This is a genomic window from Dietzia sp. NCCP-2495 (genome assembly GCF_026011735.1).
In the GTDB taxonomy this organism is placed as follows: domain Bacteria; phylum Actinomycetota; class Actinomycetes; order Mycobacteriales; family Mycobacteriaceae; genus Dietzia.
The window spans coordinates 366646-389368 of sequence record NZ_BRVN01000001.1; the positions used below are offsets into that span (position 1 = coordinate 366646).

The 22723-nt window shown below is 69.5% G+C and carries 20 protein-coding genes; 6 read left to right on the forward strand and 14 right to left on the reverse strand.

Going from position 1 to position 22723, the window contains the following annotated elements:
- Positions 1 to 85: 85 nt before the first annotated feature.
- Positions 86 to 1924 carry a dihydroxy-acid dehydratase gene (ilvD, locus tag OPF83_RS01720; protein WP_264885470.1) on the forward strand — a complete coding sequence of 613 codons (1839 nt, stop codon included), beginning with the start codon at positions 86 to 88 and terminating at the stop codon, positions 1922 to 1924.
- A gap of 26 nt (positions 1925 to 1950) precedes the next feature.
- Here the strand turns inward: ilvD and OPF83_RS01725 are convergent, their stop codons facing one another.
- A complete protein-coding gene (locus tag OPF83_RS01725; RefSeq protein WP_264885471.1) occupies positions 1951 to 2748 on the reverse strand; it encodes a DoxX family protein in 798 nt (265 codons plus the stop codon).
- Between the two features lie 65 nt (positions 2749 to 2813).
- Between OPF83_RS01725 and OPF83_RS01730 the strand changes: the two genes are divergently transcribed.
- The gene (locus OPF83_RS01730; RefSeq protein WP_264885472.1) at positions 2814 to 3842 is read left to right on the forward strand and encodes an oxidoreductase; all 1029 of its coding nucleotides are present in this window, start codon (positions 2814 to 2816) and stop codon (positions 3840 to 3842) included.
- A gap of 74 nt (positions 3843 to 3916) precedes the next feature.
- Here the strand turns inward: OPF83_RS01730 and gatB are convergent, their stop codons facing one another.
- The 5 genes from gatB to gatC are packed head-to-tail and all read right to left on the reverse strand — an operon-like array spanning position 3917 to position 9626.
- Positions 3917 to 5398 carry an Asp-tRNA(Asn)/Glu-tRNA(Gln) amidotransferase subunit GatB gene (gene gatB, locus OPF83_RS01735; RefSeq protein ID WP_264885473.1) on the reverse strand — a complete coding sequence of 494 codons (1482 nt, stop codon included), beginning with the start codon at positions 5396 to 5398 and terminating at the stop codon, positions 3917 to 3919.
- A gap of 10 nt (positions 5399 to 5408) precedes the next feature.
- A complete protein-coding gene (locus OPF83_RS01740) occupies positions 5409 to 6443 on the reverse strand; it encodes an ATP-dependent 6-phosphofructokinase (protein WP_264885474.1) in 1035 nt (344 codons plus the stop codon).
- A 50-nt stretch (positions 6444 to 6493) separates the two neighbouring features.
- Positions 6494 to 7879 (reverse strand): DHA2 family efflux MFS transporter permease subunit, encoded by a 1386-nt coding sequence (locus OPF83_RS01745; RefSeq protein WP_264885475.1) that lies wholly within the window; start codon positions 7877 to 7879, stop codon positions 6494 to 6496.
- Positions 7876 to 9330: an Asp-tRNA(Asn)/Glu-tRNA(Gln) amidotransferase subunit GatA gene (gene gatA, locus OPF83_RS01750; protein WP_264885476.1), complete on the reverse strand. Its 1455-nt coding sequence runs from the start codon at positions 9328 to 9330 to the stop codon at positions 7876 to 7878. The genes OPF83_RS01745 and gatA overlap by 4 nt, the downstream gene beginning before the upstream one ends.
- Entirely contained in the window at positions 9327 to 9626 is a 300-nt protein-coding gene (gene gatC, locus OPF83_RS01755) for an Asp-tRNA(Asn)/Glu-tRNA(Gln) amidotransferase subunit GatC (protein ID WP_264885477.1), read from the reverse strand. Before gatC ends, gatA begins: the two co-directional genes overlap by 4 nt.
- 76 nt (positions 9627 to 9702) lie before the next feature.
- Between gatC and OPF83_RS01760 the strand changes: the two genes are divergently transcribed.
- Both OPF83_RS01760 and OPF83_RS01765 read left to right on the forward strand, forming a co-directional pair.
- Complete coding sequence (locus OPF83_RS01760) at positions 9703 to 10356, forward strand: amino acid-binding protein (protein WP_264885478.1); 654 nt, start codon at positions 9703 to 9705, stop codon at positions 10354 to 10356.
- A 17-nt stretch (positions 10357 to 10373) separates the two neighbouring features.
- Positions 10374 to 10664, forward strand: a complete 291-nt coding sequence (locus tag OPF83_RS01765) for a hypothetical protein (RefSeq protein ID WP_264885479.1) — start codon at positions 10374 to 10376, stop codon at positions 10662 to 10664.
- A gap of 22 nt (positions 10665 to 10686) precedes the next feature.
- Here the strand turns inward: OPF83_RS01765 and OPF83_RS01770 are convergent, their stop codons facing one another.
- A complete protein-coding gene (locus tag OPF83_RS01770) occupies positions 10687 to 11049 on the reverse strand; it encodes a hypothetical protein (RefSeq protein ID WP_264885480.1) in 363 nt (120 codons plus the stop codon).
- A complete protein-coding gene (ligA, locus tag OPF83_RS01775; RefSeq protein WP_375546187.1) occupies positions 11046 to 13256 on the reverse strand; it encodes an NAD-dependent DNA ligase LigA in 2211 nt (736 codons plus the stop codon). Before ligA ends, OPF83_RS01770 begins: the two co-directional genes overlap by 4 nt.
- 59 nt (positions 13257 to 13315) lie before the next feature.
- On the opposite strand from ligA, the gene OPF83_RS01780 reads away from it, so the two are divergent.
- Positions 13316 to 14011: an exonuclease domain-containing protein gene (locus OPF83_RS01780; RefSeq protein WP_264885481.1), complete on the forward strand. Its 696-nt coding sequence runs from the start codon at positions 13316 to 13318 to the stop codon at positions 14009 to 14011.
- A 74-nt stretch (positions 14012 to 14085) separates the two neighbouring features.
- Here the strand turns inward: OPF83_RS01780 and OPF83_RS01785 are convergent, their stop codons facing one another.
- From OPF83_RS01785 to OPF83_RS01810, 6 genes are all read right to left on the reverse strand, one after another.
- Complete coding sequence (locus OPF83_RS01785) at positions 14086 to 15090, reverse strand: cobalamin-independent methionine synthase (protein ID WP_264885482.1); 1005 nt, start codon at positions 15088 to 15090, stop codon at positions 14086 to 14088.
- 74 nt (positions 15091 to 15164) lie between these two features.
- A complete protein-coding gene (mnmA, locus tag OPF83_RS01790) occupies positions 15165 to 16295 on the reverse strand; it encodes a tRNA 2-thiouridine(34) synthase MnmA (RefSeq protein ID WP_264885483.1) in 1131 nt (376 codons plus the stop codon).
- Positions 16292 to 17488: a cysteine desulfurase family protein gene (locus OPF83_RS01795; protein WP_264885484.1), complete on the reverse strand. Its 1197-nt coding sequence runs from the start codon at positions 17486 to 17488 to the stop codon at positions 16292 to 16294. The genes mnmA and OPF83_RS01795 overlap by 4 nt, the downstream gene beginning before the upstream one ends.
- A 106-nt stretch (positions 17489 to 17594) precedes the next feature.
- Complete coding sequence (locus tag OPF83_RS01800) at positions 17595 to 18545, reverse strand: electron transfer flavoprotein subunit alpha/FixB family protein (protein WP_264885485.1); 951 nt, start codon at positions 18543 to 18545, stop codon at positions 17595 to 17597.
- Between the two features lie 48 nt (positions 18546 to 18593).
- Positions 18594 to 19379: an electron transfer flavoprotein subunit beta/FixA family protein gene (locus OPF83_RS01805; protein WP_264885486.1), complete on the reverse strand. Its 786-nt coding sequence runs from the start codon at positions 19377 to 19379 to the stop codon at positions 18594 to 18596.
- Between the two features lie 126 nt (positions 19380 to 19505).
- Positions 19506 to 21137 carry an AMP-binding protein gene (locus tag OPF83_RS01810; RefSeq protein ID WP_264885487.1) on the reverse strand — a complete coding sequence of 544 codons (1632 nt, stop codon included), beginning with the start codon at positions 21135 to 21137 and terminating at the stop codon, positions 19506 to 19508.
- A gap of 173 nt (positions 21138 to 21310) precedes the next feature.
- Between OPF83_RS01810 and OPF83_RS01815 the strand changes: the two genes are divergently transcribed.
- Positions 21311 to 22717 (forward strand): PQQ-binding-like beta-propeller repeat protein, encoded by a 1407-nt coding sequence (locus OPF83_RS01815; protein WP_264885488.1) that lies wholly within the window; start codon positions 21311 to 21313, stop codon positions 22715 to 22717.
- The last annotated feature ends 6 nt before the right edge of the window (positions 22718 to 22723 follow it).

Consider the following 22723-nt stretch of genomic DNA (forward strand, 5'->3'; position numbering starts at 1 on the left):
GATGCGCGCGACCTATCTCACGGTCGGCGCCGCGTCTCTTTCCCCGTGCGCAGTTCCTGCATTCACCGAATCGGATCGAGGTCCCATGCCGCCCTTGAGGTCACGAACCAGTACCGCCGGACGCAATGCCGCGGGGGCGAGAGCCCTCTGGCGTGCGACCGGCATGACGGACTCTGACTTCGGGAAGCCGATCATCGCGATCGCGAACTCCTACACCCAGTTCGTCCCCGGCCACGTGCACCTGAAGAACGTGGGCGAGATCGTCGCCGAGCAGATCGCCGCCGCCGGCGGAGTGGCACGCGAGTTTCACACCATCGCGGTCGACGACGGCATCGCGATGGGCCACGCCGGAATGCTGTACTCCCTGCCGAGCCGCGAGATCATCGCCGACTCCGTGGAATACATGGTCAACGCCCACACCGCCGACGCGCTGGTCTGCATCTCGAACTGCGACAAGATCACGCCGGGCATGCTCAACGCCGCGATGCGCCTGAACATCCCGACGGTCTTCGTCTCCGGAGGCCCGATGGAGTCCGGGTTCTCGGTGGTCGTGGACGGTGTGGTCAAGGCCGGGTCGGACCTCATCACCGCGATCTCAGCGTCCGCCAACTCGGCGATCGGCGACAAGGATCTGGATCAGATCGAGCGCTCCGCCTGCCCCACGTGCGGATCCTGCTCTGGCATGTTCACCGCCAACTCGATGAACTGCCTCACCGAGGCGCTGGGTCTGTCGCTTCCGGGCAACGGCTCGACTCTGGCCACCCACAGTGCGCGCCGCGAACTCTTCGCCGAGGCCGGCCGGACGATCGTCGACCTGGCCACGCGCTACTACAAGGACGACGACGAGTCCGTCCTGCCGCGGTCGATCGCCACCAAGTCCGCGTTCACCAACGCCATGACCCTCGACGTGGCGATGGGCGGGTCCACCAACACGGTGCTGCACATCCTCGCCGCCGCCCAGGAGGGCGAGGTCGATTTCGATCTCCACGACATCGAGGAGATCTCCCGCCGCGTTCCGTGCCTGGCCAAGGTCGCGCCCAACTCGGACTACTACATGGAGCACGTCCACCGCGCCGGCGGGATCCCGGCGATCCTGGGCGAGCTGTACCGCGGCGGTCTCTTGGAGTCCGACGTGCATTCGGTCCACTCACCCAGCCTCGAGCAGTACATCGCGGACTGGGACATCCGGAGCGGCACCGCCACGGAGACTGCAATCGAGCTCTTCCACGCGGCACCCGGTGGTGTCCGCACCACGGAGCCGTTCTCGACGGATAACCGCTGGGAGTCGCTCGACACCGACGCGGTCAACGGCTGCATCCATTCCGTCGAGCATCCCGCGACCGCCGAGGGCGGACTGGCCGTCCTGCGCGGCAACATCGCCCCGAACGGCTCGGTGTTCAAGACCGCCGGTGTCTCCGAGGACAGCTTCCACTTCAGCGGCCCGGCCCGCGTGGTGGAGTCCCAGGAGGAGGCCGTGTCGGTGATCCTCGACAAGACGCTGCAGCCCGGTGAGGTCCTGGTGGTGCTCTACGAGGGCCCGGCGGGTGGTCCGGGCATGCAGGAGATGCTGCACCCGACGGCGTTCATCAAGGGCGCCGGGCTGGGCAAGAAGTGCGCGCTCATCACCGATGGCCGCTTCTCCGGTGGTTCCTCGGGCCTGTCGATCGGCCACATCGCGCCGGAGGCCGCCTCAGGCGGCCCCATCGGCCTGATCCGGGACGGCGACGTGGTGACGATCGACGTGGCCACGCGGTCCATCTCGGTGGATGTCGACGACGACGAGCTGGCGCGCCGTCGCGAGGAGAAGGGCCCTCTCCCGTGGCGCCCCGAGAAGCGCGACCGGAAGGTCTCCGGAGCGCTCCGCGCCTACGCCTCGATGGCCTCGTCGGCCGACAAGGGCGCGGTCCGGATCCTGCCCGACTAGACGTCCCGCGTCCGACCGCGGGCCGATCAGCCCGCGGTCACCGGGGCACTGTCGCCGGTACCCATCAGCGGATTGGTGCCGTTGAGGAAGTACCAGACGGCTCCCGCCACCACGGCGGCGATCACGAGCCACACGATGCCGCTGAAACGGGGACGGTGCGACCAGCCCCACTTGCGATCGACGGACCAGCGACCGGGTCCGGTGAACAGGAGCGAGAACAAGGCGGCCGCGTAGAGGACGGACGGCTCCAGTCCGCGGGTCTCCTCCCCCAACAGCGGCACTGTCGAGTCGCCGGTCAGCGTGATGGCGATGTTCAGTCCGACCAAGCCGAGGAGTGCGGACACCGCGATCGGCGTCGCGAGGCCGATGATGAGCATCACCCCGGTCACGAGCTCGATCGCTCCGCCGGCCACGGCGAGGACCCGGGCCTGGTCGAAGCCGGCCTCCGTGAGCAGCTGCGTCGTCCCGTCGATTCCGGGACCGTTGAACAGCCCGAACAGCTTCTGTAGTCCACGCAGCGTCAGGAGGACGCCCACGGTGACGCGGAGGAGGAACAGCCCGAAATCCGTGGTTCCACGAGGCCCGACGGTCTGTCGCGACTCGGGTTCGATGGTGGTGGGCTGGTCGCCGAACGGGAGCGGCGCCGACATGTCGTAGCCTCCGGCTTCGGAGAACTGCGAATAGTCGGTGGATCCGGCAGGCGGGAACGCGGTGGTGGCCGTGTCACCACTGTTCGTCCCGGATGCGGCGGGGACGTCCAACGGGTAGTCGACGTCGTGGATGATCTCGGTACGGGCGTCGTCTCCGGGCTTTGAGGAAGTCACTCATCGACTGTAAGCCGCCGCCGCCCGGCGCGCCCGGGGACACGGCGGGCCGTACGCTAGTCGTCATGAGATCGATCACCGTGCTCCTGGCGCTGGCTCTGGCTGTGTCCGGATGTGCGCGGTTCGATGACAGGTTGGACGACCCGTTCACGCCCGCGCCGGGACCGGGCATGGCCGGCGCTCCCCCGTCCGCCCCACCCTCGTCGCCCGCTCCCCCGCCCACCTCTTCTTCTGGAGCCCCCGAACCCGAGGAGGAGACGGGTCCGTGTGTCGATCCCGACCCGGCGGTCATCGCTACCTGCCTCGAACCGGCGGTCTCGGTGGCGGGCCTCGGCGACAAGGCACTTCTCGCGGAGTCCTCCGGTGGCATCAAACTCGTCTCCCCGGATGCACCTCCGGAGGATTTCGGCCGGATCGATCCCCGCGGTGGCCGGGTCGTCTCCGTCGCCCCGTCCCCTGATTTCGCCGAGGACCGTCTCGTCTACGCCCTCGTCGTGGGTGACGGGCCGACACGCGTCGAGCGGCTCGCGCGTGGTGACTCACCGCGAACCGTCGCCGAGCTCCCGCCGGCCGAATCCGGTGGTCTCGCCTTTGTCGACGAGGTCCTCACCGTCGGCGCGGGCGAGCGTCTGGTCCGCTTCCCCGGGTTCAACGGAATCGGCCGGGCGGCCGATCCCGAGGTCGTCGCCGAGGGACTCGGCCGCATCCGCGGGCTGTGCACTCATGACGACGACGTCTTCCTGTCGACGGTGTCCGACCGCGGCGCGTCACTGCGCACTCCTGATCGCGTCGTCTGGACCTGGCCCGACCAGCAGGCGGCCGGTGGCTGCGCCGCCGGACCGGACAGTCTGGCGATCGCCCTCCCCGATGCCGAGCGGGTCGACACCGTCCAGACCGCGGACGGCGCCGCACTCGGGCAGCCGGACCAACTCGCTCAGGGCGAATACGGTCGCCTCACCGGTCTCACCATGATCGCCGACGGGCTCCTGCTCGCCGGCACCACCAACAAGGACGGTGGCGCACCTGTGGCCACTGACGACCGTGCCGTCATCCTGCCCGAGTCGGCGGGTGGCGGCGGCGACGCACGGACCTGAGGTGTCCCGCGGGCCGGTCGCGTGGGAAGGACTCGCAGGCCGGTCGCACGGTCCGACGATCTGGTCGAGGCGCCCTAACTGCAGGCGGCGATCACCAGTTCCTTGACGCGTGCCGGATCGGCCTGGCCTCGGGTGGCCTTCATGACCGCACCGACGATCGCGCCGGCGGCCTGGACCTTGCCCGAACGGATCTTGTCGGCGATGTCGGGCTGCGCGGCGAGCGCCTCGTCCACCGCGGTCTGGAGCGCCGAATCATCACGGACCACCTCGAGGCCCTTGTCCACGACGATCTGGTCCGGCTCACCCTCACCGTCGAGCACCGCGTCGACCACCTGGCGGCCCAGCTTGTTGGTGAGCTTGCCCTCGGAGACCAGCTCGATCACGCGGCTGACCTGGGCAGGGGTGATCGCGAGCGCGGACAGGTCCACGCCGCGTTTGTTGGCCTGCTGGGACAGGTACGACACCCACCAGGACCGCGCCTCGGCCGGCGCCGCGCCCGCGTCCACGGTGGCCAGGATCAGATCCAGCGCACCTGCGTTGACGAGATCGCGCATCTCCTCATCCGAGACGCCCCACTCGGCCTGGACCCGCGCACGACGAACCCACGGCAGCTCGGGCAGCGTCGCCCGGATCTGCTCGACGAGCTCCTCGGACGGTTCGACGGGAGCCAGGTCCGGCTCGGGGAAGTAGCGGTAGTCCTCTGCGGACTCCTTTGGCCGGCCGGCGGTCGTGGTGCCGTCGCCCTCCTGGAAGTGGCGGGTCTCCAGCACCACCTCGCCGCCCTCGGTGAGGACGTCGGCCTGGCGGCACATCTCGTAGCGGACCGCCACCTCGACACTGCGCAGTGAGTTGACGTTCTTCGTCTCGGTGCGCGTACCGAACTCGGTGCTGCCCTTGGGCATGAGCGAGACGTTGGCGTCGCAGCGCATCGACCCCTGGTCCATACGGACGTCGGACACGTCCAGGCTCTTGAGCAGATCCCGTAGGGCGGAGACGTAGGCGCGCGCGATCTCCGGCGCACGCTCCCCCGCCCCGACGATCGGCTTGGACACGATCTCGATCAACGGGACGCCGGCACGGTTGAAGTCCAGGAGCGAGTGCGTGGCACCGTGGATGCGGCCAGACGCCGACCCCACGTGGGTGGATTTACCGGTGTCCTCTTCCATGTGCGCGCGCTCGATGTCCACGCGCCAGGTGGTGCCGTCCTCCAGCTCGACGTCCAGGAACCCGTCGTGTGCGATCGGCTCGTCATACTGCGAGATCTGGTAGTTCTTCGGCTGGTCCGGGTAGTAGTAGTTCTTCCGCGCGAACCGGCTCGACGGCGCGATCGAGCAGTTCAGGGCCAGGCCGATCTTCATGGCCCACTCCACCGCCTGACGGTTAACCACCGGCAACGCGCCCGGCAGGCCGATGCACACCGGACACACCTGGGTGTTGGGCTCGGCACCGAACGTGGTGGGGCAGCCACAGAACATCTTGGTGGCGGTGTGCAGCTCGACGTGCACCTCCATGCCCATGACGGGATCGAAACGTGACACGACCTCGGAGAACTCCATGCCGAACAATCTAGCCGAAGAGGCAGGCGGCCTCGCGATAGCGGTCGGTGGGAACGGTCTTGAGCACCGACACCGCGTCCTCTACCGGCACCATCTCGATCGACTCACCGCGCAGCGCGACGATCTGACCGAAATCGCCCCGGTGGACTGCGTGCGCCGCGTGCACGCCGAAGCGGGTCGCCAGCACCCGGTCGTACGCGGTGGGGGTGCCGCCCCGTTGGATGTGCCCCAGCACTGTCGTCCGCACGTCCCGGTCCATCCGCTCGGCAATCGCGGTGGCCATCTGATCCGCCACCCCCGTGAAGACCTCGTGGCCGAACTGGTCCGTCCCGCCCTGCCGCAGCGTCATCCCCGTCCCCGCCGCGGGGGTGGCGCCCTCGGCGACCACGCAGATCCCGTACGCCTCCCCCATCTGGAAGCGACGCTTCATGACCTTGCAGACGTAGTCGATGTCGAACGGCTGCTCCGGGATCACGATCATGTGCGCACCCGACGCGAGTCCTGCGTGCAGTGCGATCCATCCGGCGTGCCTGCCCATGACCTCCACCAGCATCACGCGTTCGTGCGACTCTGCGGTGGTGTGCAGACGGTCGATCGCGTCGGCGGCGATGGAGACCGCGGTGTCGAAACCGAAGGTGAAATCGGTCCCGTTCACGTCGTTGTCGATGGTCTTGGGCACCCCCACGACAGGAATACCGTTCTCGGTCAGCCACCGGGCGGCCTTGAGCGTCCCGTCGCCGCCGATCGCCACGAGCGCGTCCAGCGAATGCCGCTCCAGCGTCGCGCGGATCTGCGGCAGGCTCGCCCGCAAGATCTCCGGGTTGAGTCGGCCCGTACCGAGGATCGTGCCACCGCGTAACAGGATGCGGTCGATCTCCTCGTCGTCGTACAACGGCACCGCACGGTCGTCCACCAACCCGGACCACCCGTCCTGGAAACCCAGGACCGGCGAGTCGTACTCGGCCCGGGCCGTACGGACCAGCGCACGGATGACCGCGTTGAGGCCGGGGCAGTCGCCACCGGCGGTGAGAACGCCAATGCGCACGTTGCAGCTCCTCTCGGTCTCCCCCAGGGCAGTCTAGGGCGACCCCGGGGTCAGCGTGCCGGGCTCACCGAGTGTTCACCGGTACGGAAGAACATCGTGGCCAGACCGCCGAGCAACACCACCACGGCCGGAAGGAACATCGCGTCGGCGACGGCCTGGCCCACGTCCCCGTGGGCGACCAGCCGTGCCTGCATCAACGCCCCGATCGCGGCGGAGCCGAACACCGCGCCGACCTGACGGGTCGTGTTGTAGACACCCGAGCCCGCGCCCGCCGACGCCAGGTCCAGCTGCCGCATCGCAGTGGAAGACGTGGGTGCCCACACGCAGCCGTTCGCCACGCCCGTCAGGATGATCGGCCCCGTCAGGACGAGCAGCGAGGTCTCCGAGTCCATTACCAGGGCGAGCCAGAAGAGCGCCACGGCGTACGAGAAGTATCCGATGCTGGTGAAGATCCGGGGATCGAGGCGATCGGCGAGCCGGCCGACCACCGGCGCCAGCACCCCGGCGACCAGGGCCATCGGGAGCAGCATCAGGCCCGCGGCGGTGGGGCTGAGCCCCTTGACGCCCTGGAGATAGAACATCAGCGGGACCATCGTGCCGGCGGTGACGAACCCCACCGTCGACACACTGAAGTTGCCGATAGAGAAGTTGCGGTCCCGGAACAGTCGCAGCGGGACCAGGGGCTCGGTCCGGACCCGGGACTGCCACCACAGGAACGCGACGAGCGAGAGGGCGCCGGCCATGATCAGCGCGATCGTGGTCCCGCCCCACCCGTGCGACTCGCCCTGTTGGATGCCGTACACGAGGCCGAACATTCCCACGGCGGACAGCAGGATCCCCGGCACGTCGTATGAGTGGCCACGCGTGTCCATCTGCGGCACCCACAGCCAGACCAGCACCACCGCGAGGATCCCGAACGGGATGTTGACGAAGAAGATCCATCGCCAGTCGAGAGTGTCGATGAGCACTCCTCCGGCGACCGGCCCCACGACCGACGCGATACCCGCGACGGCACCCCACGCGCCCATCGCCGCGCCACGGCGCTCGGGAGCGAACACCCGGGTGATGACGCTGAGGGACTGCGGAGTGAGCAGAGCGGCGCCGAAACCCTGGAACACCCTCGCCACGATGAGGGTCTCGACGTTCGGCGCGAGCCCACACCACAGCGATGCGGCGGTGAACACGACCAGTCCGGCGATCGCCACGGTCCGGGGACCGATCTGGTCCCCGAGCCGCCCGGTGAACAGCAGGGGCACCACGTAGGCGAGCAGGTACGCACTCGTCACCCAGATGACCTGGTTGGTGGTGGCGCCCAGCTGGGTGACGAACGCCTCGGTGGCCACGGCGACGATCGTCTGGTCGACCAGGATCATGAAGAACCCGATGACCAGAGCCGCCATCGCCTTCCACGCGTCCCGCTCGGGGACAGTGGTCACGCGATCGCGCCCCTCGCGGCCTCATAGGCGGCACCGACGCGGTACAGGCGGTCGTCAGCCAGCGCCGGCGCCATGATCTGGAGGCCAGCGGGCAGGCCGTCGACCAGGCCGGAAGGCACGGACATGCCGCAGTGACCGGCCAGGTTCAACGGGAGCGTGCACAGGTCGAACTGGTACATCGCGACCGGGTCCTCCACCTTGTCCCCCAGCGGGAACGCGGTGGTGGGCGTCGTGGGTGACACCAACACGTCGACCTTCTCGTATGCGGCGTCGAAGTCGCGGGCGATGAGCGTGCGGACCTTCTGCGCCTGGCCGTAGAAGGCGTCGTAGTAGCCGGCCGACAGGGCGTAGGTCCCCAGGATGATGCGGCGCTTGACCTCGGGGCCCAGCCCCGCCTCACGGCTCGCGGCCATGACCTGGTCGGCCGATCCGTCGCCCGTCCGCAGTCCGTACCGCATGGCGTCGAAGCGGGCGAGGTTGCTGGAGACCTCGGACGGGAGGATGAGGTAGTACGCGGGCAGTGCGTAGACGAAGTTCGGGCACGAGACCTCGACCACCTCGGCGCCGAGACCCTGAAGCGTCTCCACGGCGGTGCGGAACGATTCCTCCACCCCGGACTGGTAGCCGTCCCCGGCGAACTCCCGCACGACCCCCACCCGGACTCCCTTGAGGTCTCCGGTGGCGCCGGCACGCGATGCGGCGACAATGTCAGGGATCTGCACGTCCAGGCTGGTCGAGTCGCGCGGATCGTGCCCGGCGATCACCTGGTGCAGCAGCGCAGTGTCCTCGACGGTGCGTCCACAGGGACCGCCCTGGTCGAGCGACGAGGCGCAGGCCACGAGCCCGTAGCGCGAGACCGTGCCATAGGTGGGCTTGACGCCGACGGTGGCGGTGAGTGCGGCGGGCTGACGGATGGATCCGCCGGTGTCGGTTCCGATGGCCAGCGGCGCCTGGTGCGAGGCGAGCGCCGCGGCGGAGCCACCGCCAGAGCCGCCCGCGGTCCGCGACCGGTCCCACGGGTTCCGTGTCGGGCCGTACGCGGAGTTCTCCGTGGAGGACCCCATCGCGAACTCGTCCATGTTCGTCTTGCCCAGGATCGGGATCCCGGCCTCGCGGAGCCTTGCCGTCACCGTCGCGTCGTAGGGCGACATGTAGCCTTCGAGCATCTTCGATCCGCACGTGGTGGGCGCGTCGGTGGTGGTGAAGACGTCTTTGAGGGCGAGCGGAACGCCGGCCAGCGGGCCGAGTTCCTCGCCGGCCGCGAGGCGCGCGTCAACGGCACGGGCCGCGTCCAGCGCGGCGTCGGCGCCGACGTGGAGGAAGGCGTTGATCTCGCCGTCGACCTTCTCGATCTGGTCGAGGTGCGCACGGGTGACCTCCTCCGAGGACACCTCCCGCGCGGCGATCCGGCCCGCCAGGTCGGCGGCGGTGGCGGTGGTGAGCTCGGTCATGCGTCCTCTCCCAGGATCTGCGGAACCTCGAAGCGTTGCTGGTCGGCGGCCGGCGCCTGGTCGAGCGCCTGGTCCGGCGTCAGCCCGGGGGTGACGACGTCCTCCCGGTACACGTTGGCGATCGCGGTGGGATGGCTCATCGCCGGGACGTCGTCCGCGGCGACCTCGGAGACGGCCTGCACGTGGCCGAGGATGTCGGTGAGCTGCTGCGCGAAGGAATCCAACTCGGATTCGCTGAGCTCCAGACGTGACAACCTGGCGAGATGCGCGACATCACCGCGTGAGATCGAGGTCACGTGCCTGCCCCTTTCCGTGACGTGGTCGGTACCGGGCCAGCCTAGTCAGCCCGGATCGGTGCGGCACAATGGGTATATGTCTTATCTGCTTCGCGTCCTGCTCCCCGACCGACCGGGAAGCCTGGGATCCCTCGCGGTGGCCCTGGGTTCGGTGGGCGCGGACATCATCAGCCTCGACGTGGTGGACCGGTTCGACGGTGTCGCGGTGGACGACATCGTGGTGGACGTGCCACACGCGACGTTCCCGGACACCCTCATCACCGCGGCCGAGAACCTCGACGGGGTGATGGTGGATTCCCTGCGCCCGTTCAGCGGGATCCTCGACGCTCACCGCGAGCTCGAGTTGGTCGACGCGGTGGCGGGCGCCGGCGCGGGTGCCGCGCAGCTGATCGCCGACGAACTGCCCAATGCCCTGCGTGTCGGATGGGCGCTGGTCGTCGACGTCTCCGGCGACGCCTCTCACCTGGTGGCGCGCGGCGAGGCCGCTCCCCAGTGGGAGAGCGGCCGGGTCGACGCCCTGCGCGGGTTGGAGCGTGCGGTCGCGCTCGTTGACGACGACGACACGGTGCCGGCGGAATGGTCCGCCATGGACACCGCCCTCGCGGCGGCGCCGCTGCCGGCTGGCCACGTTCTCGTCGTGGGCAGACCGGGTGGGCCGTCTTTCCGGGCGTCGGAGATCGCCAGGCTCGGCTACCTCACCGGGATCCTGCGGACTCTCCGGACGGGCTGACGATGCGCACCGCGGCGATGGTCACGACGACAGCGATCGCTGCTGGCACTGTCCCGCACGTGCTGGTGCTCACCCGCCGGATCCCCTTCACCTCACTGGCAGGTGGCCGCGTGGCGGACGAGCATCGTGCACAGACTGCATCGGCGGCGAGTATCCCCCTGCTCGCCGCGGAGGCCTGCCTCGCCCTGTGGGCCGGACGCCACCCGACGCACGCGCGACAGGTGGGCACCGATTTCGAGCGCAGGTACGCGGCACCGCTGTGCGCTCTGTGGCTCGCCGGCGCTGCCGGACTGGCCGCCGGGTACTAGGCCCCGGACTCGGCGCGGACCGTCAGTCCCGTCGCCACAACCACGCAGCGATCGCTCCGAAGAACAGCGAGACCAGCGGAAGGATCCATGCCAGATCAGTCATCACGACGATCTGTCGAAGCTGCTCGGTGGACAGGAACTGCTGGCTGTCGAACGAAAAGAGACCGCCCACCGGCCGCGACATCGGACCAACCCAGAGCCACACCAACGCCAGGAAGGCTCCCACCGACATGCCCGTCAGCGCCGCGGCGACCAGCGCGACGACTTTCAGCGGTCCTCTGCCCACGAGCCCCCGGACGCTGACGGCCACCGCGAGCACCAGTCCCACGAGTGCGCCGACGACCAACGGCCAGGGGAACTGCGCCAGAGGCGCCGCAGCCGTCACTCGTCGGGACCGTCGGCGTCCGCGGCCGCGTCCGCGACGTCACCGCCGGAGACGTCGTCCTCCGCGGCCGCTGCGGGTCCGTTCTCCAGAAGGTCGACGAAGCCCGCCTCGTCGAGGATCGTCAGGGCGAGTTCCTCTGCCTTGGCGGCCTTGGATCCGGGGTTGTCCCCCACCACCACGTAATCGGTCTTCTTGGAGACCGATCCGGAGGCCTTCCCTCCGCGGGAGATGATCGCCTCTTTGATGCCGTCGCGGGTGAAGCCCTCGAGTGAGCCCGTCGCGACGATCGTCAGTCCCTCGAGGGTCCGCCGCACGGTCTCGTCCCGCTCGTCCTCCATCGACACGCCCGAGCGGGTCCACCGGTCCACGATCTCGCGATGCCAGTCGACCGAGAACCACTCGACCACCGAGGCCGCGATCGTGGCGCCGACTCCGTCGGTCTCCGCGAGTTCCTCTTCGGTCGCCGCCCGGATCGCTTCCATGGAGCCGAAACGGGTCGCGAGGGCACGCGCGGCCGTGGGGCCCACGTGCCTGATCGACAGCGCCACGAGGACCCGCCACAGGGGACGCTGCTTGGCGGTGTCGAGATTGCCGAGCAGCTTGCGGCCGTTCTCGGTCAGGACCACGCGTTCGGCGGGCGCGCCGGCCTCGATCTGCTTCTTCGTGGCCTTGGCAATACGGGTGTAGAGCGACGTGCGGAGCAGGTCGCCCTCGGTCAGGTCGAACAAGCCCGCCTCGTTCTCCAGTACGCCACTGACAAGGAGGTCGGACGCCCCCTCGTACCCGAGAGCCTCGATGTCCAGCGAGTTGCGCGAGGCGAGGTAGAACAGCCTCTCCCTCAGCTGAGCCGGGCACGACCGCTGGTTGGGGCACCGCCAGTCGGCGTCGCCCTCCTTGGCGGGTGCCAGGACCGTGTCGCATTCCGGGCACCGTTCGGGAAACACGAACTCGCGCTCGCTACCGTCCCGGCGTTCGACGACCGGGCCCAGCACCTCAGGGATCACGTCGCCGGCCTTGCGGATCACCACGGTGTCCCCGATGAGGATCCCCTTGCGGATCACCTCGGTCTGGTTGTGCAGCGTGGCGAGGGAGACGGTGGATCCCGCGACGAGGACGGGCTCCATGTAGGCGAAGGGGGTCACCCGTCCGGTCCGTCCGACGGACACGCGGATGTCGTGCAAGGTCGTCATGACCTCTTCGGGCGGGTACTTGTAGGCGATCGCCCAGCGTGGAGCGCGGGACGTCTGTCCGAGGCGCCGCTGTACCGCACGGTCGTCGATCTTGACGACCAGCCCGTCGATCTCGTGGACGGGGTCGCTGCGGTGCTCGCCCCAGTAGCGCACCCGCTCGAGCACGGCATCGGTACCGGTCGCGGGTGCGGTGTACGGCGACACCGGCAGTCCCCAGTCACCGAGAGCGAGATACACGTCGTGCAGGCTGTCGAAGGTTGCACCCTCGACCGCGCCGAGGCCGTGGCAGTACATCCGCAGACGTCGCTGGGCGGTCACGGCCGGGTTCTTCTGACGCAGCGATCCCGCCGCACTGTTGCGCGGGTTGGCGAACGGGGCCTTGCCCTCGGCCACGAGCCCGGCGTTGAGCTCGGTGAAGTCCTCGAGACGGAAGAAGACCTCACCCCGGACCTCGAGCAGCGACGGGACCGGTCGGTCGCCGGATGCCGTGAGGGTCACCGGGATGTCCTCGATCGTGCGTGCGTTGAGGGTGACGTCCTCCCCGGTACGACCGTCTCCCCGGGTGGCCGCACTGACCAGCTTCCCGTCCCGGTAGACGAGGTCGAGCGCGACGCCGTCGATCTTGACCTCACAGAGGAACGGCAACTGCTCCTCCGAAACGTTGGCCTGCTCGACCGCGGAGACGATCCAGTCCCGCAGCTCGTCCTCGGAGAAGACGTTGTCCAGACTCGTCATCCGCTCGAGGTGCTCGACCGGCGCGAAATCCGTGGAGAACCCGCCGCCGACGAGCTGGGTCGGCGAATCGGGACTCTGCAGCCCCGGGTACTGGGCCTCGAGCTCGGAGAGCTCGGCGAAGAGACGATCGAACTCGGCGTCCGAGACGATCGGTGCGTCCTTGACGTAGTACCGAAACTGGTGGTCGCGGACGGTCTCGGCAAGCTCGGCCCAGGAGTGTCGGGCCCGGGGCGGGATGTCCCCGTCGGTACCGGGGACGTTGCTGTCGATGGGATCGCTCACGGTGTCAGGGTAGTCCCGCCCACCGCGTTGATGTCGCAGTGCTGGCATACGGTGTGACAATGACAACCACCACACAGTCCCCCGTCACCATCGACCGGAATCGTCTGCTCGCATTCGATCTGGAGACCACCGGCCAGGACCCCCGAACCGCACACGTCGTCACTTCGGCCCTCGTGGCGATCGACGGACCCGAGAAACAAGAGTTCACCTGGCTTGCCGATCCGGGGGTCGAGATCCCGGAAGGGGCGACCGCGGTCCACGGGATCAGTACCGAATACGCGCGCGCGAACGGACGGCCGCATGCGGAGGTGATCGCCGAGACCGTGGCGGGGATCCGCCGGGGATGGAACGAGGGCCGGGCGTTGGTGGTGTTCAATGCGGCGTTCGACCTGACGATCCTTCGCAGATGGGACCCCTCGTTCGAGATCCTCGGACCGGTGGTCGACCCGTTCGTGGTGGACCGGGCGGTCGATCCCTACCGCAAGGGGAAGCGGACCCTCGGTGCGGTGTGCGAGCACCATGGTGTCACTCTCGACTCCGCCCACGAGGCGAGTGCGGACGCGCTCGCTGCTGCGAGACTGGCATGGAAGCTGTTCGGTGGACACAACGAGCTCGCCGGAGCCGACTGGCGAGAGGTCAACAACCTGCAGGCGAAATGGCACGAGGCTCGCCAGCGGGACTTCGTGGCGTATCTCGAACGAACGGGCAAGGACGCCTCGGACGTCAATACCGCCTGGCCCATGGCCACGGACTGACCGAATCGATCTGATCCGGCTGGTCCGCGTGCACCGCTCGGCACCGTCCGGAACGCGTGAGTTGCTCTCCCGACCTATTCGGCGACGCGCGGCGCGGTCTCCGCGACCGACCTGGCACCGGCCAGGGCACGGGTGGCGGCGGCCGCGCTGCCGGTCATCTGCTCCTCGGTAGGCGTCAACGTCAGTTGGTGCAAGCTCTCGTAGCGGGGGGCCGACAACCGATCCATCAGATGCAGAAGTTCTCGGGCGGCATGCTCTGCCCCGGAGGACGCGTCGGGCCAACCTCGTCCGTCGGGCGAGCCCTCCAGTTGCAGGATCCGCCCCGCGCCGAGCACCATTCCCGCGGCATCCAGGGCGTCGTGCGAGCTCGCTCGGCGGAGGGGCTCTGCCGCGAGGCAGAGGCCGTCGAGTGCGGCCTCGTCCGCAGGCGGCTCGGCGAACGCCGTGTACAGCGCCGGAGCATCAGGTCCGGACGCGGTGGGCACGCGGAGAAGGATCTCGTCGACACCGCCCGCCCGCAGTGAGTCGGCGAACCGGCACAACGCCAGCCCGATCTGGTCCACGGAGACGGCGGGTACCGGGTCGAAGGTGCTCGGAGCCGGAACGGTACCGGCAGCGACCCGCCAGAGCAGGGGTTCGTCGAGGATGATCCTCGACCCGGTCCGGAGCCGGCCGGCGAGTCCGGTGGCGAACCGCGATACGCCCTCGGCGAGCGATGCGGCCACGTCCCGACGGGCTCCGCGGTCCGACGAGACCGGCATACCGGAGGCGAGTTCAAGTCCGGCGGTGAGCGACCACGGTCCCCGGATCCGTACCTGCAGTAGCCGCGCGTCGTCCACCGGGTCCGCTTCGGGATCACGGACCAGTTCGTCGGCCTCCTCGAGCGCGTCGCTGTCGCGGTCCAGGAGGTCTGCGGCCACCCTGGCCAACCTGCCCGGTGAACTCGCCAGACGCCAGCCGCGGGGCGACACGTCGACGGGGAGGTCGACGAGCATCGCCGCGGTCCGGCCCATGAGGTCAGTACCGGGGCCCCGGTCCGTGAGCTCGGGGAGGTACGGCAGCGCGTGGCATTCACCCATCACTATCCGGGCCGCCTCCCGGGGGTCGGTCCCCGGCATCGGGCCCGGCCCGGTGCTCGACGGTGCCCGCCGCGTCACCGTTCCCTGGCTTCCGGCCGTGCGGACGAGATCGTCCCGCTCCCCAGAACCCGATCCCCGCCGGGATCGGGCTGGTAGAGCACGGCGGCCTGTCCCGGCGCGACACCACGGACCGGGGTGTCGAGCGTGATCTCCAGCCGGGCGTCGGCGCCCTCGCCGACCCTGCGTACGTGGCCGGGCGTCGCCTCACCGTGCGCGCGGATCTGGACCCGGCAGTCCGCCTCGCGGATCTCCTCGTCGACCAGCCAGTAAGGCGAGGTCGCGGTCATCCGGGACGACAGCAGATGATCCGCGCCCCCGACCGTGACCGTCCCGGTCTCGGCGTCGATGGCGGTGACGTAGCGGGGCTGCCCGTCTGCCGCCGGCGCTTCCAGTCCGAGGCCCTTACGTTGACCGATCGTGAACCCGTGGACGCCCTCGTGCCTTCCGAGTTCGTCTCCGCTGTCGGCGTCGATCATCGCGCCGGGGCGCAGGCCGATTCGCGCGCCGAGAAAGGCTCGGGTGTCGCCCGACGGGATGAAGCAGATGTCGTGGCTGTCCGGCTTCGAAGCGACGGAGAACCCCGCCGCCTCGGCCTCGGCGCGGATCTCCGGCTTCGTCGTGTCCCCCAGGGGGAACATCGAATGGGCCAGCTGGCGGGGCGTGAGCACGCCCAGGACATAGGACTGGTCCTTGGCCTCGTCGACCGCTCGCCGCAGAACAGGACGAGTGGTGCCGTCGGGCAGTTCCTCGTGGGACAGGCGAGCGTAGTGCCCGGTCGCTACGGCGTCGAACCCCAGGGCCATCCCGCGGTCGAGGAGCGCCTCGAACTTGATGCGCTCATTGCAGCGCAGGCACGGATTGGGGGTTTCTCCCCGGGCGTAGGAGTCGACGAAGTCGTCGATCACGTCGGCACGGAACCGTTCGGCGAAGTCCCACACGTAGAACGGGATGCCGAGCATGTCGGCGACGCGACGCGCGTCTCCGGCGTCCTCCCGGGAGCAGCAGCCGCGTGATCCGGTCCGCAGTGTCGCCGGGTCGGCGCTGAGCGCGAGATGCACACCCACGACATCGTGTCCCGCGGCCACGGCGCGCGCGGCGGCGACAGCGGAATCCACGCCACCACTCATCGCGGCGAGAACTCTCATGACGCCTCCACTCCTGCACTCGACAGCCCGAGACCTGCCACCCTCGCGCGCTCGACCGCGGGGCCGAGGGCGGCGATGGTCGCGTCCACGTCGGCGTCCGTGCTGGTGTGTCCCAGGCTCAATCTCAGGCTGCTCCGCGCGGCGGCGTCGTCGGCACCGGTCGCGAGCAGCACGTGACTCGGTTCGGCCACGCCAGCGGTGCACGCCGACCCCGTCGAGCACTCGATCCCGGCGGCGTCCAGCAAGAGGATGAGCGACTCCCCGGAGCAGCCGGGGAAGGTCAGGTTGGCGATACCGGGCAGCCGGTCTCCCCCGCCGTTCGGGATCACGTCGGGCACGGCGTGACGGATCCCGTCCACGAGACGGTCACGGAGCGCCGACAGACGCCGGGCTTCCCCCTCCATATCGGCGACGGCCGCGTCGAGGGCGGCGGCCAGTGCCACCACACCGGGCACGTTCACCGAGCCCGAGCGGAGGTCACGCTCCTGGCCGCCGCCGAATCCGATGGGCTCGCACGTCGCACTCCGGTCCAGCAGGAGCGCACCCACTCCCAATGGGCCACCGAACTTGTGCGCGGACAGGCTCAACGACGTGACACCCAGCGCGGAGAAATCCACGGGGACGTGGCCGACCACCTGAACCGCGTCGGTGTGCACCGCCGCACCGGCGGACCGGGCCTCGGCGGCGATCGCCGCCACGTCGCTGAGAGTGCCGATCTCGTTGTTGCCGAGCATGGTCGCGATCAGGGCCAAGCGCTCGCCCACCTCGTCGGCCAACTCGGCGACCGTCTCGGGTCTCACCTCGCCCCGACCGTCGACGGGCAGGACCCGCACGTCCCGGCTCCCACCGCGGTCGGTCGACAGGTGTTCCGCCGCGTCGAGCACCGAATGGTGCTCGGTAGCGCCGACGGCGATCACGTCACCGGTCGCGCCTGCGGCGAGTCCGAGCACGGCGATGTTGTCCGCCTCCGTCCCGCCGGAGGTGAACACGACCTCGGAGGGACGGCAGCCCAGGTGGTGCGCCACCGCCTCGCGTGACTCCTCGACGCGGCGTCTCGCGAGGCGTCCGGAGCCGTGGAGTGACGACGCGTTCCCCACGAACGAGGCGGCCTCGGCGTAGGCGGCGATGGCCGCGGGACGCATCGGCGTGGTGGCGGCATGGTCCAGATAGTGGACATCTCGGGTGGTGCGCATATCGCAGGCAAGGATACGCCGGAAAGACCGGAACCCCGGCACCGCAGGGGTGCCGGGGTTCCGGACCGGGCGAGCAGGCGCGAAGGCGCCGCTCGTCAACAGCGACTCACTTGCGGGCGTTGACGGCCTCGGTGAGCTGCGGGGCGACGTTGAACAGGTCGCCCACGATGCCGTAGTCCGCGATCTCGAAGATCGGGGCTTCTTCGTCCTTGTTGACCGCGACGATCGTCTTGGACGTCTGCATGCCGGCGCGGTGCTGGATGGCGCCGGAGATGCCCAGGGCGATGTACAGCTGCGGCGAGACCGTCTTACCGGTCTGACCGACCTGGAACTGGCCCGGGTAGTAGCCGGAGTCGACTGCGGCACGCGACGCACCGACGGCGGCCTTGAGCGAGTCGGCGAGCGGCTCGACGACCTCGGTGAACTTCTCGGCCGAGCCGACGCCACGACCACCGGAGACCACGATGGTGGCCTCGGTGAGCTCGGGACGGTCGCCGCCCACGATCGGGTTGCGCGAGGTGATCTTGGCGGCGTTCTCGGGCTCGGGGACCTGGACCTCGACGATCTCGCCGGCACCGGCGGTCGCCTCGGCCTCGACGGCGCCGGGGCGCACGACGTAGACGGGGGTGTCGCCGGAGACCGTCGCGTCGACGGTGAAGGCACCACCGAAGATCGAGTGGACGGCCGAGCCGTCCTGGCGGATCTCGATGACGTCGCAAAGCACGCCCGAGCCGGTCCGGGCCGCCAGACGGCCGGCGAGCTCCTTGCCCTCGGCGGTGGCGGCGAGCAGGACCGCGGCCGCGCCCTGCTCGGCCAGGCCGGCGAGGACGTCGACCTTGGGTGCGACGACGTAGTTCTGGACGTTGTCCCCCTCGGCGGCGTAGATCTTCTCGGCGCCCCCGGCCTTGAGCTCCTCGGCGAGCGAGGTGGCGACGCCGCTGTCGCCGAAGACGACGGCGGCCGGCTCACCGAGCGCACGCGCGGCGGTCAGCAGCTCCAGGGTCGCCTTCTTGAGTTCGCCGTCGACGTGCTCGACCGCGACGAGTACTTCAGCCATTGTGGATTCTCCTTGGAATGTCTTGGGCAGTCGGTCCGGGACCGGAGATCAGATGATCTTCTGGGCGACGAGGTACTTGGCGATGTCGTTGCCGCCCTCGCCCTCGTCCGTGACCTTCTCGCCCGCGGCGCGCGGCGGCTTGGGGGTGACGGAGGTGACCTTGGAGGCGGAGTTCTCCCCGCCCACCTGCGCGGCCTCGACATTGGTGTCGGCCAGGGTCATGGTCTCGACCGGCTTCTTTTTGGCCGCCATGATCCCCTTGAACGACGGGAAGCGCGGCTCGTTGATCTTCTCCGAGACCGACACGATGCACGGCAGCGACGCCTCGACGCCGAAGATGCCCTCATCGGTCTCGCGCTCGCCCTTGGCCACACCGTCGGCGATCTCGAGCTTGCTCATGTGGGTGAGCTGCGGGAGGCCGAGGTACTCGGCGAGAATAGCCGGCAGCGCGCCCATCCGTCCGTCGGAGGCCTCGTTGCCACAGATGACCAGCTCGGTGCCCTCGATGGTTCCGAGCACGTTGGCCAGCGCCCACGCGGTCTGGACCACGTCGGATCCGTGCAGGGCCTCGTCATTCAGGTGGATGGCCTTGTCCGCACCCATAGAGAGGGCCTTGCGGATCGCCTCGGTGGCGCGCTCGGGACCGGCGCACAGCACGGTCACCTCGCCCTCGCCGGCCTCCTTGATCTGGAGCGCCTGCTCGACGGCACGCTCGTTGATCTCGTCCAGAATCGCGTCCGCGGCTTCACGGTCCAGCGTGTGGTCCGAGTCGTTGAGCTTCTTGTCGGACTCGTAGTCCGGAACCTGCTTGATCAATACGACGATATTCGTCATCGGCCTGCGTCGACCTCCTGCGAGTCGGGGCTGGGTTTGATCCGCCGGACATGACGGATCGCACCGGGTTGTGGTCCTGAGTCACACAATAACGCGCCCGGGGCCGTGGACGCAGTGTCGGGTCCGTCAATTGATCCGCTTCTCCCAGCCCGCCCAGGCCGAATCACGCAGTTCGTTCTTGCGGACTTTGCCCGTCGAGGTCCTCGGCAGGGCAGGCGTGATCTCCACCGCGCCGGGCACTTTGTAGCGGGCGATCCTGGTCCGGCAGTGCTCGATCACCCCGGCCTCGTCAAGCTCCGAGCCGGGGCACACCACGACGTACGCCTTGGGCCGCTCGCCCCACTTCTCGTCCGGCATCGACACGACCGCGCAGTCCATGACCTCGGGGTGCGAGGCGATGGCCTGCTCGACCTCGATGGTCGAGATGTTCTCGCCTCCGGAGACAACGACGTCCTTGGCCCGGTCGAGGAGCTGGACGTAGCCGTCCGGATGCATCACGCCGAGGTCACCGGAGTGGAACCACCCGCCGGCGAACGCTGCCTCCGTGGCTTCGGGGTCCCGGAAGTAGCCCTTCATGACCCCGTTTCCGCGCATGACGACCTCGCCCATGGTCACGCCGTCGGCCGGCACGTCGACGAGCCTGCGCTCCCCCGGCGAGGTCCGCTCGACGACACGCACCGTGTCTGCGTGGATCATCGCCACACCCTGGCGGGACTTGAGGGCGGCGCGCTCGTCCGGGTCGAGCTGCGCCCAGCCCGGCTGCGGGATGCACTCGGTGAACGGACCATAGGTCTCGGTAAGCCCGTACACCTGCGTCACGTCGATGCCCAGGTCCTCGAATCGCCGCAGGATCGTCGGAGACGGCGGAGCGCCGGCGGTGACCATGCTGATCCCCTCGACCGGGCGGGCTGCGGGATCGTCCGCGATGGCGGAGAGAACGGCCGGGGCTCCGGCGAGCCGGTTGATCTGCTCGGAGTCGAACGCCCGCCAGATCTGGTCACCGCGGACCGCACGGAGACAGACGTGGGTACCCCGGGCGCCGGTCAACGCCCAGGTGGTGCACCATCCGTTGCAGTGGAACATCGGCAGGGTCCACAGGTACCGGGAGTCCGCGTCGAACTTCTGCGTGACGATCTCGCCGAGCGCGTTGAGGTACGCACCACGGTGGGTGTACATGACGCCCTTGGGGCGACCCGTGGTCCCCGAGGTGTAGTTGACGGCGATGATCGAGTCCTCGTCCTCGACACCCCACGGCACGGGCTGCGGGGACGCCTGGGCGAGCGCGTCCTCGAACGCCTCGGCTCGCGGCCCGAACCGCGCGGGGTCCGGCTGGGTGCCGTCAGCGTCGGGCGTCACCAGCACCAGCCGGATCGACTCAGGTAACTCGTCCCCGAGCCCCGCGAGCAGTTCGGCGTCGGCGATGAGCACCTCGATGCCGGCGTGGTCGACGATGTAGGCGATCTCGGCCGGGGCCAGTCGCGTGTTGAGCGCCACCACGGCGGCACCGGCGAGTGGCACACCGAACTGGGCGAGCAACGCCTCTGCGGAGTTGGGCGCGAGTACGCCGACGCGGTCTTCACGCGTCACCCCGCGCATCGTCAGGAGCGAGGCGAGTCGGGTGGCCCGTTCGGCGAACTCGGCATAGGTCTGGCGGCGCGGGCCGTCCACCACGGCGGTCGCGTCGGGAGACACACGCGCCGCCTTCTCGAGGAAGGTCAGCGGGGTCAGTGCCGTGTCGAGTCCGGAGGTGGCGGTCATCGCAGGTATTCACCTTTCGTGGAAAGTGCCGTGATGCCAGTCACAGTAGCGCCGCGCATGCCGGTCCACCGCGCCGTTCGCTCCGAGATCCCCCGCCGCCGGGTGTGCCGCTGATCCCTGCGACACGGTGCGCCCGACGTCGGGCCATGCGCGGTGCGGACTAGTCTCAGGCGGTGACTCTCGCCACGGGGGTCGGCAACGAGGGAGGAACTGTGGGACCGGCATCGACTCCGCGCGCCACGCGGACCCTGGCCGCCGCACTCGCGGTGGGGCTGCTCGCCGGCTGTGTCTCGCACACCGAGAGCGGCGGCGCGCGGATGAGCCAGGCGGCGAGTTGGTCCTCGGTCACAGGCGGACCATCCAATTCGGGCCGCGCGCATTCGGAGCTCGCCGATGCCCCGGAGTTGCTGTGGTCGCGGACGCTGGGCGCGCCGGCGATCGGTGTGGCCAGCTCGGATGGTCTCGGGTCGCTCTTCCAGGCGACGGTGTCCGAGCGCGGGTGCAACGTGTGGTCGCTGTCGATGGACGACGGCCGTAAGAACTGGTGCATGCGGATGCCCACCGACGGCCCGCGCATCACCGCGACCGTCGACGGGCGCGGAACCCTGTTTGTCCCGATGTACGGCGGTGTCAGCTCGGTGGCCGCCGAGGGCGAGAACCGGTGGTTCGCCCCGATCCGCGGCATCCCCACGACCGTGACGCTGCTGGACGAGCGTCACCTGCTGCTCATCAGCCACCAGGGCGCGGCACGCGTCGTCAACACCCACACCGGACTCGACTCCTCCCCGGAGATGCGGCTCGCCGGGGAGATCACCACGAGCGACCACGGCTACGGGCTGCCGTGGTGCGGGATCGGCGAGTCGGGGTGCCCGGTACCCGGACCCGCAGCGGTCGACACGAACTCCGCCACCGCATATGTGACGGTGTGGACGCCGGGCGCCGACGACCCCGAGTTGGTCGCCGTGCGGTTCGTCGACGGCGAGTACCCGACGCTCGAGGAACTGTGGCGCGTGCCGCTGCCCGGAGGGCGCCTCGGTGTGCCCCCGGTGCTCTCCGACGACGGTGCGACGGTCTACGTCCACGACGCGGACGGCGACCTCCGTGCCTTCGCGACCGCGGACGGGACCGGGACGTGGTCCACCCCGATCGGGTACCGACCCGACCTGCCGCCGGCGCTGCTCCCCGACGGGACGCTGGTCACCGGTGGCCGCACGACGACGGTGTGGAAGGGACCCGACGACGACCACGACGACGACGCCGGCCCGGCACCGGTCGTGGCGCTCTCCGGCGGCGACGGTTCGGGCCGGGAGCTCTGGCGGCGCGATGACCTGCAGCAGTTGACCAACCCGGCCGCGACCGCGGACGGCCGGGTGGTGGTGGCCGTCCGGGCGGCGGACTCTTCCGACGACGACGACTCCGGGCCCGGAATCGCCCTACACCTGCTCGACGGTGCGGACGGGCACACGATCCACCGCATCGAGGTCCCCGCCGCGACCGGTCCGGTCTCCGGTCTGAGCATCGACGACGACGGTCACATCGCTCTCACCACCGGCCTGGGCGCGGTCTACGTCTACGAATAGAGCCTG